The sequence below is a fragment of the Ohtaekwangia sp. genome (genome assembly GCF_036568665.1).
Lineage (GTDB): Bacteria > Bacteroidota > Bacteroidia > Cytophagales > Cyclobacteriaceae > Ohtaekwangia.
This window is the reverse complement of record NZ_DATCSD010000487.1, coordinates 1-14392: the sequence shown is the minus strand read 5'-3', so window position 1 is coordinate 14392 and position 14392 is coordinate 1. Positions and strand designations below refer to the sequence as shown.

General features: G+C 45.5%; 14 protein-coding genes. 9 read left to right on the top strand and 5 right to left on the bottom strand.

Features of this window, described 5'->3' with window-relative positions:
* The 4 genes from VIN08_RS28235 to VIN08_RS28220 form a co-directional block, all read right to left on the bottom strand.
* A partial coding sequence (locus tag VIN08_RS28235) for an SDR family NAD(P)-dependent oxidoreductase (protein ID WP_331973048.1) occupies nt 1-591 on the bottom strand: 591 nt, incomplete at its 3' end.
* A 21-nt stretch (nt 592-612) separates the two neighbouring features.
* Nucleotides 613-1773 (bottom strand): OmpA family protein, encoded by a 1161-nt coding sequence (locus VIN08_RS28230; protein WP_331973046.1) that lies wholly within the window; start codon nt 1771-1773, stop codon nt 613-615.
* Between the two features lie 63 nt (nt 1774-1836).
* Complete coding sequence (locus tag VIN08_RS28225; RefSeq protein ID WP_331973044.1) at nt 1837-2745, bottom strand: hypothetical protein; 909 nt, start codon at nt 2743-2745, stop codon at nt 1837-1839.
* Between the two features lie 147 nt (nt 2746-2892).
* Entirely contained in the window at nt 2893-4485 is a 1593-nt protein-coding gene (locus VIN08_RS28220) for an amidase (RefSeq protein ID WP_331973042.1), read from the bottom strand.
* Nucleotides 4486-4868: 383 nt separating this feature from the next.
* Here VIN08_RS28220 and VIN08_RS28215 point away from each other — a divergent pair, with 383 nt between their 5' ends.
* Complete coding sequence (locus VIN08_RS28215; RefSeq protein WP_331973040.1) at nt 4869-5087, top strand: hypothetical protein; 219 nt, start codon at nt 4869-4871, stop codon at nt 5085-5087.
* Between the two features lie 18 nt (nt 5088-5105).
* On the opposite strand, the gene VIN08_RS28210 is transcribed toward VIN08_RS28215, so the two are convergent.
* Nucleotides 5106-7475, bottom strand: a complete 2370-nt coding sequence (locus VIN08_RS28210) for a hypothetical protein (RefSeq protein WP_331973038.1) — start codon at nt 7473-7475, stop codon at nt 5106-5108.
* 297 nt (nt 7476-7772) lie between these two features.
* Between VIN08_RS28210 and menD the strand changes: the two genes are divergently transcribed.
* The 8 genes from menD to VIN08_RS28170 form a co-directional block, all read left to right on the top strand.
* On the top strand, nt 7773-9503 hold the full coding sequence (gene menD, locus VIN08_RS28205) for a 2-succinyl-5-enolpyruvyl-6-hydroxy-3-cyclohexene-1-carboxylic-acid synthase (RefSeq protein WP_331973036.1): 1731 nt from the start codon (nt 7773-7775) through the stop codon (nt 9501-9503).
* Nucleotides 9493-10317: a 1,4-dihydroxy-2-naphthoyl-CoA synthase gene (gene menB / locus VIN08_RS28200; RefSeq protein WP_331973034.1), complete on the top strand. Its 825-nt coding sequence runs from the start codon at nt 9493-9495 to the stop codon at nt 10315-10317. The genes menD and menB overlap by 11 nt, the downstream gene beginning before the upstream one ends.
* A 41-nt stretch (nt 10318-10358) precedes the next feature.
* Nucleotides 10359-10727 (top strand): TerB family tellurite resistance protein, encoded by a 369-nt coding sequence (locus tag VIN08_RS28195; protein ID WP_331973032.1) that lies wholly within the window; start codon nt 10359-10361, stop codon nt 10725-10727.
* Nucleotides 10727-11212, top strand: a complete 486-nt coding sequence (locus tag VIN08_RS28190) for a PPC domain-containing DNA-binding protein (RefSeq protein ID WP_331973031.1) — start codon at nt 10727-10729, stop codon at nt 11210-11212. The genes VIN08_RS28195 and VIN08_RS28190 overlap by 1 nt, the downstream gene beginning before the upstream one ends.
* Complete coding sequence (locus VIN08_RS28185; protein ID WP_331973029.1) at nt 11209-12309, top strand: AMP-binding protein; 1101 nt, start codon at nt 11209-11211, stop codon at nt 12307-12309. The genes VIN08_RS28190 and VIN08_RS28185 overlap by 4 nt, the downstream gene beginning before the upstream one ends.
* A gap of 252 nt (nt 12310-12561) precedes the next feature.
* Nucleotides 12562-12951 carry a response regulator gene (locus VIN08_RS28180; protein WP_331973027.1) on the top strand — a complete coding sequence of 130 codons (390 nt, stop codon included), beginning with the start codon at nt 12562-12564 and terminating at the stop codon, nt 12949-12951.
* A 2-nt stretch (nt 12952-12953) separates the two neighbouring features.
* On the top strand, nt 12954-14078 hold the full coding sequence (locus tag VIN08_RS28175; RefSeq protein WP_331973025.1) for a sugar transferase: 1125 nt from the start codon (nt 12954-12956) through the stop codon (nt 14076-14078).
* 39 nt (nt 14079-14117) lie between these two features.
* The coding region (locus tag VIN08_RS28170; protein ID WP_414693325.1) for a glycosyltransferase at nt 14118-14392 on the top strand (275 nt) is incomplete at its 3' end.

Here is a 14392-nt window from a genome sequence, read left to right as displayed (position 1 = left end):
CTGTTTTACTATTGCGTGAATTATACCTATACAATCTTGCTGGTGGATCATGTTTACCGGGCTTGTTCTTCCGGCTACATCTTGCTTCCCTGCCAGAAATCTTCCGGGATGTCGGCCGGGGCCAATTAATCCTCCAAAGCGAATCACGGTTGTTTGCATACCGCTGGCTGCAGTTACTATATTTTCAGCTTCTGTCAGATAAGAATCTGCAGCGGCATCTTCTTCATATACTATACGGTTTAGATCAGGATATACTGCTGTCGAACTGATAAACACCATATATGAAACAGCACCACGCTGCGCTTCCTGCACAACGTGCTGCAGTTGCTCCAGGTATGCCGTTGTAAGTCCTGCCTTTCTCTTCGGAGGAATAGTGATGATCAGTATATCTGACTGAAAAAAATCAGCATAGTCCACTCCTATCGGATGCGGATCAAACTTCAGCATAAACGGCTTTACACCACCGGAAGCAATTTCCTGCAATGTAGCCTCCTGCGATGAAGAGCCCGCTACCGTGTAGCCCGACCGTGCTAATTCAATCGCGAATGGCTTGCCGAGCCAGCCACATCCCAGTATACTGATCGATCGCATGTGGTTCGTAACGTTACCGGATCAATCGGCCGTGATCTCTATCTCGATGCGGTCATTTAATTTCGGTGCGCTTGTGCTGTTCTCCGGAACAAGCATGTTCAATCCACCCCATGCATATACGCTGGAGCGATTCTTCTCCACTCCGTTCTCTTCGAGGTATGCCTGCACCGCTTCAGCACGCATGCGCGACAAGTCTTTAGCTGAACCGGTTTTCTCTTCAGAACCTTTTACGTCAAAGTAATTTCGTGTTTGACCAAGCGCAATGATCTTGCGACTATTGGTACCGTTGCAATGGCCGTGTATCTTGATCTTGTAGGCAGGGTTATCCTTCATCATACTTACGAGCTCGTCCATTTCAGATTTTGATTGTGGCAACATGATCACAGCGTCTTTATAGAATGAAACGTGATACATAACCGATACATCTCTCTTCTTCATGCGCTCGAGCTTATACGGAATTACCCACGCACCGTGAGCATCCTGTGTAGCACCTTCCATAGCTGCGGGATTGCCATAGTCAAGCTGCTTTACTACTTCTTTATAACCGAATATACCACACACTAACGACATCGGACTGTTATCCGCTGGTCGGGTGATGTCTATATATTGGTTTGATCTATATACCGCCACATCGCGACCGCGACTAAAGTCAACACGATGGATCTCTCCATTTACTGGTCTTCCATCCGCCATTTGTATTTCGAACTTGAAAAGTTTGCCTCGTACTTTTTCAGGCACTACCCCCTCCGTTGTAACGGTATCGGTAGAAGGTGGTGGCACATCAGCAACAGCCGTTGTATCAACAGAGGGTGTTGTAACAGGCTCTTCTGTAACAACCGGTTTCTCCACCGGTACATCTGCGATCGGCTCTGTGCCTGTCCCTAAGCGGCCGGTAAAGAGCCATGCATCATTCAACTCGGTACCGGCCTGTAATGATTTTACTTTGGCCAGTCCTTCTTCGTGATTATTGGTTCTTAGTACATATACATAGTATTGATTTTTGGCAGTATTCAATTCATACTGCGCGGAGTACCGGAGACTGCGAACGTAGCCGGTAAATTTCTGAGCATTACTTTCTACGGCAAATACACCCACCACAACATAGTAGTGTTGTGCGTAGGTAACAGCCGAGATTAATGTGAAGAGTGCGATGAGAGATGCGCGGGTAATTCTTTTTTTCATATATAGCTTAAAGATCGCGCTAAAATAGCAAAAGCGCTCAGCTAATAGAAGAAGTAAGTATTATCATTCGACCGCTGCTATAAAATTGTTGACTATATCCTTTAATGTTGCTTCGTTATCGTTGGCATACTTTTTTTCATCGAACGATTTGATCATGGCATCGAGCTCAGCCGACTCTTTCTCTCTGTTCAATCGTGTCATATACTCATCGGCAAGCCAGAGCTGGTTATCATCAAGCTTCTTTAACCGCGCCAGGAGGAACTGATAGATCACCTCCTCATTCTGAGGATACACCAGATCCACCAGGCCAAAGTCAGTATACGTAGCCTCAGGTGAAGTGAGTAAAGCATTCTTCAGTCGTTCTTTCTGCTCAGCACTCAACATATATTTGAAAGGCGCGGGCTGCGAGTCGGAGTAGTACGACATGAAATGGCTCTCGGGCGATAGCTCATATACTCCATCCCATCGTGTTTCCGGATGTTCGGCACATTTCACCAGCCACTCAACCGTTTCCTTGAACTGCTGATCTTTATCGGTGATGGTAAGTATCTGCTGCATTTCCTGTATGCGCATCCGGTATATATCGGCTTCGATCATGGTAACTTTTCTGGCTCCGTAAGCAAGCGCGTGTGTATAATACCGGCCGTTCTCTCCTTTATCCAGAAATATCACAACATCTGTGTTCTCCTTATACCGCGCAGGCTGCGGACAAATTATATATGGATTAAAAACAACTTCGATCATCTCGTCTACCTTCTCTCCTTTCAAAAGTTGACGCACTTGTATATGGGCAACTGTGCTTCCTTCGAAGTCATTCTTTTTACGCTTCATCTCCGTGATGCCCGTAACATGACCAATAACAATGTATTCACTTTCCTGGATGAGTTGTCGCAACGGGCGCGGGCTGATCGGATAGGACATCGCAGTATAGGCGGCCACTACCAGGAATAAAGAAAGCAAATTCTTTTTCATATTAGGATAAAGGGTTAAAGACACAGGTCTGTCAGGTATAATACTCAAACGTCAGTCAGTATAGGTTCTATATATACCGGCCGATATTTTTGTTATAATCCTCTCCCGCCCCGAACGTCACACTATCTCCGCATGATTTGATCTGCACTATGGCAAAGCCACGCTGCCGTTGGAAGGTATATATTTCGGAGCCTTCCGGTGCCTGGTGCCTTGTTCATAGGCATAGGCAATCTCGATCAGCACAGATTCGCTCCAGGCCTTTCCGAAGAAAGAAACATCTACAGGAAGCTCATCTACAAACCCCATGGGCACGGCTATGCTGGGATAACCTGCTATTGCTGCCAGCGATGAACTGCCTCCCAGAAAATGATCGCCATCTATAAGATCAGTCTTCCAGGCAGGCGAACCTGTTGGCGCCATTAACGCATCTAATGTATACTGCTGCATAACTTTGTCGATGCCTTCTGTACGTGTGGCTTTATGCATGGCTGCAAGCGACTCTATATATTCTTTACTCTTCAAATCGCCTTTGGCGTTGGCCATCTCTAAAAGTTTTTGATCGAAGTATCGCAGCTCAACAGAATCTTTTTTGTTAAAAGCCATCAGTTCTTCCAGGTTATGAACCGGTGCGCTGGGCAGACTCGCGAAGTATTTGTTAAGACCATCTTTAAATTCATACAGCAACACCTGGAACGATGGCCCTCCTGCTCCCTTGCCTACTGGCTCTGCTATCTCAATTACTTCTGCTCCCTGTTGTTTCAGGTATATAACTACCTGCTTCATGAGTGTATCTACTTTGGCATGAAAGCCTGCTACATCTTTTAACAACCCGATGCGTTTTCCTTTCAAGCCATCCGCTTTCAGAAACGGAGTATAGTCAGTATGGAATACAGCGGCAGGGTCGAGCGTCTTGCTGTCAGCCGTATCTTTACCAACCAGCGCTCCCAACGTAATGGCTACATCTTCTACCGTGCGCCCCATCGGGCCGGGAGTATCTTGTGTAAAAGAGATAGGAATTATACCGGAGCGGCTCAGTAGCCCTACCGTTGGCTTGAGCCCTACAATGCCATTGTTGTTGGACGGACATACAATTGAGCCATTCGTTTCCGTACCTATAGCCAGTGCACAAAGATTAGCCGCTACGGCTGCACCCGAACCTGCGCTTGACCCGCACGGATTTCGATCAAGCACATAGGGATTTTTGGTTTGCCCTCCTACACCACTCCATCCGCTGGACGACATATCGGCACGGAAGTTTGCCCACTCGCTCAGGTTTGCTTTACCAAGTATAATGGCACCGGCTTCGCGTAACTTCCTCGCAATCTCGCTATCTTTTGAAGGAAATGAATTTCGCAGTACAATGGCTCCGGCTGTGTTCGGCATCTTATCGTGCGTATCGATATTATCTTTAAGAATAATCGGTATACCATGCAGCGGTCCGCGTATCTTACCTTCTTTCCATTCCTTCTCCAACGCTTCGGCTATGGGCAGCGCATCGGGGTTAATGCAGATGATGGAGTTGATCTGCGGTCCGTTCTTATCCAGTGCCTCAATGCGGGCGAGGTAATCTCTCACTACACCGGTAATGGTATATTTACCGTCTTTATACCCTTGCTGTAATTGCCGAATGGTAATTTCTTCCAGGTAAGCCGGTATAGCAGGAGGCTTATCGGCTGTATTCGTTTTGTGATCACAGGCCAGTACACCAACCAGCATCAGCAGCATGAGTAAACGTTTCATGGGTATAAACAGGTTTATATAAGTGAAAATACGACAAGTGCGGTTTCTGTACTTTACCGCTCACAGAAATATTTACCTTGGCTAAAAATGTAGCAGGCGGTTTGCAGATATACCTATATGGGTGTATTGCGGAACCGAAGTGATTTCTCCCAAACTGAATAATGTGCCTGAAGATCATTTTCTTCGGCTTGAACACCCCACTCTTGCTTCCTCACATAACTCGGAGTTTCTATCGGCATGCATACTATACCTTCTACCATACATGCACAAACCCTGTTGAAGAGTGAAGATTAATATTCTGCGTTTTATATGGGCCGGCCTGGCCTATGGGATTTTAATTGGCGTTGGCATACCTTCGCTGTTATTTGATTAACAACCACCATATGCCAGTACCTCTCAATTTGCTTGAAGAAACCCTCAGTCACCTGCAGGAAGGCGCCCGTTCGGTGCGGGCCTATTCCGGTGATGCCACCTATATTATTACCAAAGCCGGTGATCGTGAGTTCTATGTAACGCTGGAGGAACCTCCATTCACGAAGACAAAAACAGCATCGCTTGAGTCTTACTTCAAGGATGTATTTGGGATTGATGCCCGGTATTAAGCTAACCTATATTTTTATTTATTTGATCACAAGCTTGGCTGACTGGCCGGATACATCCGACAAGATATACATGCCGGGACTCAACCCGGCTACATCGAACTGATTGGTATCGGTAACTTTTTTAACTACGTAGCCGGTAACATTCCGGAGAACGCCCGAAGTTTTTCTGTTCAGATATACGACATCGCTACTCGTAGCCGGATTGGGTTGCACCCGCAGTATAGAATGTTCCTCGTGGCTGGCTATATATACCGGCAATATATTCGAGTATTCATATTTTCCATCCACATCATTCTGTTTCAATCGATAGTAAGAAAGATTTTGAAACGGAGCACGGTCTTTAAAATTATAGTGTTGCTCTATTGCTGTTGTACCTTTACCGGCTGCTATACCAATGCTCTCAAATGATATACCATCTGCCGAACGTTCTATATCAAAATGATTGTTGTTCTTTTCCATCGAGGTTGTCCAGTATAGCAACACGTTGCCATCCGCTACTTCACTTCTGAATTCTTTCAGTTTTATGGGAAGTGGGTTGGTGGGTGAAGATGATCCTAAAGTAAAAGGACTAAATGATGTAACGGCTGCCCCTGTTGTAACCGTGCCGAGTGATGAGGTGCCCGATATAAAGCCTCCGAGATCTTCCCATTGCGTACCAGTCCAGTGTGCTACGCGCATCGTAGCAGGATCAGATATATAGGATGACGAGCACTGGTTAGACTGCCAGCTTAACGTTACAAACGGTGCACCCAGTCCGCTGTTCTTGTCCAACGTCCAGTATTCACAATCACTGGTGGCTGCGAGGCCGGCACCTTTATTGGTACCATACAGTGGCGAAGCTTTGAAGTACTCTGCTGTAAAATCAGTTAATGAACCCAGCGGAGATATTTCGATAGACCTATATATACCATTATCGCCTGTAGGAAAGACAAACCCTTCGAGGGCTGTACTTTTTCTTACAGGGCCATCTACATAGCTCAGCGCATTAGCACCCGATACCGTTGCACCTGACAGGAAGTATATATAGTTTGCCGCTGTGGTATTCAATATACCGGAAGTAAACGTAGCCGATGTACCTATATTTAACAGTGTATTGAGTGTTGCACTTCCGCCGGCTTTGTTCATGATAAGCCGCTCAAAGGCAGGCGATGCTGTGCTGGCCGTTTTACCAATGGTTTGCGCGGCTGTGCCGGATAGTGTAACGTTACCACCACTGGCACCAAATGATATAGCCGAAGAACTGTTGGTAGAAATATTACCGGCAAATACATTGGTGCCATTATAGGCGGGTTGCAATGTTCCATTGGTGCGTACGAAGGTAGCGTTACCATTGTATGTATCGCCCGTGGTATTGGCAAGACGCAATGTACCGGTGCCGCTGTTGTTTAATGTTACGGCTCCGCTAAAAATATTGCCTCCATCACTCACATCGATAGAAGAACCTGTCTTCGTTAAGGAAACGGTGCCATTAAATGTAGAGCCGTTCATAAGCAACGAACCCGTAGTGCCGCTGATGTTGACGTTGAATGACGCACCATTAAAAGTAGTGGTGCCGGTTGTATTGAATATCAGCGAAGAGTTTCCGGCAGTAACAGCAAAATTACCGGAGGTAAATGTATTCGATCCGGTAGTGGTCAATGAAAATCCCCGGAGATCGATCGTGCCCGTATAGCCTGTAGTAGATATACCGGCTACCGTAACAGGTGCATCCAGAAAACATATACCATTCTTGCCGGAAACACCATCGAACACCGCTATATCTCCGGCACCGGGTGCCGATGCACCACTCGCTCCGCCCGAAGTAGTTGACCAGTTCAGTGTATTACTCCAGGTTTTAGGCGTGTTGGTATAGTTGAAATAATTAAACTCGATCGTGCCCTGTTGAGCAGAATAATTAGCACCGCCTATAATAAAGCGAACTTGTGTAGTGGCGGCATTCCATGTGATGGTGCTGAGGTTTACAGAATAGTATCCGGCACTGTTTTGCGGACTGAGTATATTTTGTTCAGTTATATATACTCCGCTGGCATTAAACTCCTGCGCCTGTAAAAAGAATCGCTGATCGCCACCGGTAACAGCAATAACCTGAAACTCTACTACACCATTTACTTTGTCAAGCGTTAACAATCGCGGGCTTGCTCCATTTACATTGAACAGGCGATTGGCAAAAAAGCCAACCGAGTTATCCATTTTCAGAATAGCACTTCCACTGCCGGATAATGTCCAGCTTCCTGTACCACTGTCTTCAATCAGTTGCCATTGATTGAGATCGCTTGCTGCACTGAAATTATTGATATAGACGGAAGTACCTACCCAGTATCGGGTTTGTCCGTAAGCAGAGATGCCAGCTATAAAAAAGATCAAAGTCAAATAGTAGATATATCTCATAACGAAGGGGATTGATAACGTGACCACGTGAAAAAGACAAAGCCCATCCTGACTGAACTGATAAAGTTGCAGGCAGGATGGGCTTTCGTAAACCAATATATAACTATCTTCTTGAATTTCAGCAACGTTACACAAGTATAAATTCGCTATCCTCCGGTTGTTGAAGAAGATCCTCAAGTCCATTGTTTTTTCTGCAGGTCTTTTCGTAAACCGCTGGTATAGTACTGGCAGCGTGAGAGTTGTAGTATTATTTGAATATTATCAGTCACCTCCCCATATTCGCACACGAATTATTCAATGGCCCGTTTTCAACCGATCTATGATATCGCTGAGCTGTGTTCCCGAAAAGGTCTGACGCAAGCGGTTCTCTGTCCTGGCTCACGATGCGCCCCCTTGACATTGGCATTTGTCCGGCATCCGCACATCAACACGCGCACGTTCAGTGATGAACGCAGCGCGGGCTTTGTTGCTTTAGGTATAGCGCAGCAAAAGAAGGCGCCTGCTATAGTAGTGTGTACCTCCGGATCTGCCGCCTATAACCTTGCACCCGCAGTAGCCGAAGCATGGTTTAGCGAAACACCTCTCATCATTATCACAGCTGATCGCCCGGCCGAGTGGATCGCGCAGCATGACGGACAAACGATTCACCAGCAGGAGATCTTTGGCAAGCATGTAAAGAAATATTACCAGCTTCCACAAGAGTACGAGCATGCCGATAGTCAGTGGGCTATCAATCGCATTGTAAACGAAGCGATCAATCTCTCCTACCAGGAACCGAAAGGTCCGGTACATATCAATGCTCCGTTTCGCGAACCGTTATATCCTTCTGCCGAAGAGCCCATCACGTTCAGCACGTCAGTACGGGTAATGGATGAGTATCCTTCTACTTATACACTGACGGATGAACAAAAACGAAAACTGATAAGCGAATGGGGCAGCTTTCATAATGTACTGATTGTTGCCGGCCAGCATGAAGATGATAAAGATCTGAATGAAGCGCTGCAAAACTTCTTCAGCAAACATACTATACCCGTTGTAGGCGATGTGATCACCAACCTGCACGGTATAGAAAAACTCGTGCGCCATGCCGATCTGTTTCTCGGTCAGGCTTCCAATGATATCAAGAAAACACTGCGGCCCGATCTGCTCATTACTTTTGGTAAATCGGTTATCTCCAAGAACCTGAAATTGTTCTTGCGCAAACATGCTCCCAAAGTACATTGGCACATTCAGCCCTCCGGACAGGTGGCCGATCCGTTCCAGAGTATAACACAGGTATTCAACACTACTCCAGCCGACTTCTTTCATTTTCTCAGCACGCTTCCTACAACGGAGTCGTTCGAGAAACAGAAGCAGCACAACTTCAACAAGCTGTGGGAAGTAGAAGAACGCAGAACAGTACGCACGCTGGAAGAATTTTTTCCACAGGAGGCGCTCGCAGAACTTGAACTGGTATATACTATACTGAACAATCTCCCCGAGCACAGCAACCTGCACCTGGCCAACAGCATGAGTGTGCGCTATGGAAATTTTATAGGACTCAAAGCACAGCAGCGTGGTATCCAGGTATATTCCAACCGCGGCACCAGTGGTATAGATGGCTGCACCAGCACAGCCATAGGGCACGCGCTGTCGAATGACCGGCCAAATGTTTTGATCACGGGCGATCTTGCATTCTTTTATGATCGAAATGCCTTCTGGCATAATTATCCTGTTCCTAATTTGCGCATCGTGTTGCTTAACAATCACGGGGGCGTGATCTTTAAGATGATCGATGGACCTGGATCTTTACCGGAAGCGGATGAATACTTTGTTACGCGCCAGAAACTCTCGGCAAAAAAACTTTGTGAAGAGTTTGCTATAGAACATCTGCAACTGGACAATAGACGTAAACTCAAGAACCTGTTAAAAGACTTCTTTGAGTTTGACGGTAAAACAAAAATACTCGAGCTGGAGAGTGACACATTGATCAACAAAATCATATTTGATAATCTGAAGGAGAAAACCAAAAAGAGTTATGAGCTTTAAATATTCATGGCAACCTGTTAAGGAGTATAAAGATATACTATTCCATAAGTTTGAGGGTATAGCCCGCATCAGTATCAATCGTCCGCATGTTCACAATGCATTTACACCGCTTACGGTACAAGAGATGATCGATGCCATGCACATCTGTCGCGAAGATGCAGATGTACGCGTTGTTATTCTGACGGGCGAAGGTGGTAAAGCATTTTGCAGTGGTGGCGATCAAAGCGTGCGCGGCCATGGTGGCTATGTAGGCGAAGACACAACGCCACGGCTAAACGTTCTGGACCTGCAGAAGATGATACGCTCTATTCCCAAGCCTGTTATAGCGGCTGTAGCCGGATGGGCTATTGGAGGCGGACATGTATTGCATGTAGTATGCGATCTTACGATTGCTGCAGAGAATGCGCGCTTCGGACAAACCGGACCAAAAGTAGGAAGCTTTGACGGTGGCTTTGGGGCATCGTATCTGGCACGTATTGTAGGACAAAAGAAAGCGCGTGAAATCTGGTATCTCTGCGATCAGTACGATGCGAAAGAGGCTATTGAGATGGGACTTGTAAATAAAGTAGTGCCGCTCGATCAACTTGAAGAAACATACGTGGAATGGGCCAGGAAGATCATGGCCAAGAGTCCGCTCGCTATACGCATGCTGAAGAGTTCGTTCAATGCCGAGCTGGATGGACAAGCCGGTATACAGGAGCTTGCCGGAAATGCAACATTACTATACTATCTTAGCGAAGAAGCAAAAGAAGGTAAGAATGCCTTCCTGGAGAAACGCGAACCAGACTGGTCGAAGTATCCGAAATTTCCTTGATATATAGATCATTCAGTTATATACTCTATACGTGTACTACTATGCAGATTGAGAAGCTTGAGATCTTACGCAGCATTGCCGAGATGGCGTACGTTATAGCTAAGGCCGACAAAGGATTGAGTTCCGAAGAACGCATTGCCTTTCACAAGATCATCCAGGAAGAACTGGACTACGACTCGTGGGCCGCGCAAAGTCGTTTCGAATTATTGGATGAAGTTATTCAGCCATCCATCGAAAAGGCCTATAACGAAGCGATGCACGATTTTAAAAAGTATAGAGATCATTTAACCGATGATCTGCGCCTGACAGCAGTGCGGGTAATGCAACGTGTTGCCGAAGCCTGCAGTGGTCTTCATGAAAATGAAGCATTAATCATCGACCGGTTTAAAAAAGACTTGCAGCACTTGTAATGGTGCGCGGCCTGTTGATCATTACTATACTTCTGTCCGTAACAACTATACGAGCACAGCAAGCTATGCAATCAACGTCCAGGGTACACGTTATCAGGCTCAGGCCACACGAAGATCTTAAAAAATCGCTGGTGGCCTGGGCTGTTCAACACAACATCAAAGCAGCCGTTATCGTAACCTGTGTTGGAAGCCTGGAACAATATACCCTTCGCTTCGCGAACCAGCAAAATGGTATTTCGCGCACAGGTCATTTCGAAATCGTATCATTAACTGGAACGCTGTCAAACGAATCAGCCCATCTGCATCTCGCAGTGTCTGATAGTACCGGTCAAACCACAGGCGGCCACCTGCTGGATAACAACCTGATTTATACTACAGCCGAGATCGCTATAGCCGAACTTCCCGATCTTGAATTTGATCGTGAGACGGATTCAACCTATGGCTATAAAGAACTTGCTGTTCGGAGAAGAAGCAAGAAGCCATGAGCTATCCTTATCCATCCATCCTCATCAACGGCCGTGAAGTTCTGTTGGAACAGATCAAACAAGGTGCCGCTATGGGGAACAGTGAATTTGAAACTGCTACATTTGATTTTATACAGCGCTGGTTAAACGATGAGCCATCGTTCGATATTTATACCAGTGGCTCCACCGGCACACCTAAAAAGATTTCGCTGGCACGTAGCCAGATGGTTGTAAGCGCGCAGATGACGGCACAGGCACTTTCACTGCAACCGGGATATACCGCATTAGTTTGTCTTAACACACACTATATAGCCGGCAAAATGATGCTGGTGCGTTGCCTTACTACCGGTATGCGTATTGTGGCGAGCGATCCTAACGCCAATCCATTGGCCTCCATCCCACCCGGTATAGTTATAGATTTTACTGCGTGGGTCCCTTACCAGGTATATGAAGTACTGGCATCGCCTTATGCCAGTCGCCTGAATGCTATCAAACATATTATTATAGGAGGAGCTCCGCTCAACAGAGAAGTACTGGCAACGCTGCAATCCTATAGCTGTCGCTTCTATGCTACGTATGGAATGACGGAGACCATTTCGCATATAGCGTTGCAATCGCTGAACGGACCCGATGCATCGGAAGTCTTTCATGCACTGCCCGGAGTAAAAGTATATACGGACGATCGCGGATGCCTGGTGATAGAAGCACCTCATTTATCCGGCAGTATAATTACCAACGACCTGGTGGAAATGAAAGGACCCGATAGTTTCGTATGGCGGGGCCGTTGGGACAACATCATCAATAGTGGCGGCGTGAAGATTATACCGGAGAAAGTTGAGTATATAGCAAGCCACGTACTTGCAAAGTGTGGAGTTAATAGGTCATTTTTTATAGCAGCATTACCCGATGAGAAGCTCGGTCAGAAAATTATTTTACTTCTTGAAGGAGAAGCTGACCTGGATGGTATACTTCGTGATCTAATTTATAAAGAATTTAAACAAACGGTTTCGGTATACGAAGTGCCGCGTGATATACTGGTTGTTGATACGTTTCTATACACGAACACAGGTAAGATAGACCGAAGAAAAACGATTGAAATGATTACAAATCGGTCGTAAACGTTACATCATTTAAATCCTACCACATTAATTCCAAAGCTCAGATATTATCACTATTTTAAATAGATAGTGCTGTAATAAAGGGTGCATTAGCAAAGTTTTAATATATTTTACACCCAAAGGTTACATCTGTATCAATTATTTTATTTAGCTTTGGTTTGTCTAATAGTTGTCTTTAAAGATCCCGCCTTTGCTACAATCAGATCTTTAGAGCAGCCACTTTCTTTTTGTTGGTTTAAAATTTTAGATACCATGAAACGGGTATTAGTTATCGAGGACGATGTTCCTTTATGCTGGCTTTTGGAAAAAATACTTCAGAAGAAATATGAAGTGGTTATTATGAACAACGGTATGGAGGCTTGGTCATGGTTGTCGGATGGCAATCTGCCGGATCTGATTATTTCAGATCTTAAAATGCCGTCATTGGATGGTATTGAACTGCTGGAGAACCTCAGCACCAGTGGTCTGTTCAAAAATATACCGGTCATTATTCTCTCTGGATACGAAGATGCGAGCAAGCGCAAGCAGTGCCTTGATTTAGGGGCTTTCACTTATTTAGTAAAGCCTTTTGAGCCTCAGTCTTTCCTGGCTGAAGTGGATCGTGCGTTATTATTTCAAAGACAAAATGTAACCGTAAATTAATCATGGATGTTGCCGTGAATCTGAATGTAAATGAATCCCCTCTATCGGTCGTGTACGAAGAAACCAAAGCACACTCACTTTCATTTACAACTAAAAACATCGTCAGGATCGGCTTTACCGATTCGGCCATTGAGCACGATTATGCACAGGAAAAAATACATTTCATCAACTCAACACTGAGTAAGACACTGGCTGATATAAAAGGAGGCTCCGCAGATCTGGATGCTATTCTGATAAATCCTGCCAGCGTTACCCCTGAAATGAATGCCTTGAAAGAGATCGCCTCGCAGAAAGCTATACCCTATATATTCTATACTCCCAAGTTCGACCAGGCTGCGAAAGATCTGGCATTGCGCACAGGGGTAGATGAATATCATTACGGTGCCGTTACTCCGGCTTTCTTCAAGCGTATCGACTTCATCAAAAAACTGAAAGTATATAAAATACAGCGCGGCAATAAACCCTATACCATGGTGCGTGCGCACGAAGAAGTACCCACTATCAAGTTGTGGACACTGAAACGTGCTTTCGATATTATCATTTCGTTGGGAGCATTGCTGTGCCTCTCTCCTCTTCTGATAGCCATCGCTGTGTTGATAAAGCTTGAGTCCAAAGGCTCCGTCTTCTATATATCCAAGCGTGCTGGTGCTGGCTATAAAATATTTAACTTCTATAAATTCAGATCCATGCGTATGGATGCTGATAAAGAACTTCAAAAACTTCAACACCTTAATCAATATGCAGAGAACTCTACTACTGATAATGTATTCTTCAAACTAAAAAATGATCCACGCGTTACCCGTATAGGTCAGTTTATCCGCAATACCAGTTTGGATGAAATACCACAGTTGTTCAATGTATTGAAAGGCGATATGTCATTAGTGGGTAATCGTCCTTTGCCGCTATACGAAGCGGAGAAGCTTACCAAAGATCAGATCGCATGGCGCTTTCTGGCTCCGGCAGGTATAACAGGTCTGTGGCAAGTTACCAAGCGTGGCAAACAAGAAATGTCGCCTGAAGAACGTATCGCCCTGGATATGGAGTATGCGATGAAGAACTCGTTCTGGCTCGATATGAAAATTCTGTTAAGCACAGTGCCTGCATTGTTGCAAAAAGAACAGGTTTAGTCAGTAACTCTTTATCCATCTTCAACAGCCCATTATTACATGTTCATTCTTGAACTGATTCTCCTTTTATATTTTATATATGTAGTGGCCTATACGGCTTTCTTCGCTATAGCGGGATTGTTCTATAGGCCACTCCCTTTTACACAGCCACAACGAAACCTCCGCTTTTGTGCGCTCATACCCTCCTATAAAGAAGACGCTGTAATTCTGGAAGTGGCGCGACAGGCATTGAACCAGACCTATCCTGCACAACACTATGATGTAGTTGTTATAGCAGACTCGCTGCAATCTGCTACGCTGGAGTTACTCCGCAA

What these genes read in the sequence shown, in the direction of transcription:
- VIN08_RS28185 (WP_331973029.1), top strand. Translation starts at nt 11,209, where the DNA reads ATGAGCTATCCTTATCCATCCATCCTCATCAACGGCCGTGAAGTTCTG.
- VIN08_RS28225 (WP_331973044.1), bottom strand. Translation starts at nt 2,745, where the DNA reads ATGAAAAAGAATTTGCTTTCTTTATTCCTGGTAGTGGCCGCCTATACT.
- VIN08_RS28210 (WP_331973038.1), bottom strand. Translation starts at nt 7,475, where the DNA reads ATGAGATATATCTACTATTTGACTTTGATCTTTTTTATAGCTGGCATC.
- VIN08_RS28215 (WP_331973040.1), top strand. Translation starts at nt 4,869, where the DNA reads ATGCCAGTACCTCTCAATTTGCTTGAAGAAACCCTCAGTCACCTGCAG.
- VIN08_RS28175 (WP_331973025.1), top strand. Translation starts at nt 12,954, where the DNA reads ATGGATGTTGCCGTGAATCTGAATGTAAATGAATCCCCTCTATCGGTC.
- VIN08_RS28220 (WP_331973042.1), bottom strand. Translation starts at nt 4,485, where the DNA reads ATGAAACGTTTACTCATGCTGCTGATGCTGGTTGGTGTACTGGCCTGT.
- menD (WP_331973036.1), top strand. Translation starts at nt 7,773, where the DNA reads ATGGCCCGTTTTCAACCGATCTATGATATCGCTGAGCTGTGTTCCCGA.
- VIN08_RS28230 (WP_331973046.1), bottom strand. Translation starts at nt 1,773, where the DNA reads ATGAAAAAAAGAATTACCCGCGCATCTCTCATCGCACTCTTCACATTA.
- VIN08_RS28180 (WP_331973027.1), top strand. Translation starts at nt 12,562, where the DNA reads ATGAAACGGGTATTAGTTATCGAGGACGATGTTCCTTTATGCTGGCTT.
- VIN08_RS28190 (WP_331973031.1), top strand. Translation starts at nt 10,727, where the DNA reads ATGGTGCGCGGCCTGTTGATCATTACTATACTTCTGTCCGTAACAACT.
- VIN08_RS28195 (WP_331973032.1), top strand. Translation starts at nt 10,359, where the DNA reads ATGCAGATTGAGAAGCTTGAGATCTTACGCAGCATTGCCGAGATGGCG.
- menB (WP_331973034.1), top strand. Translation starts at nt 9,493, where the DNA reads ATGAGCTTTAAATATTCATGGCAACCTGTTAAGGAGTATAAAGATATA.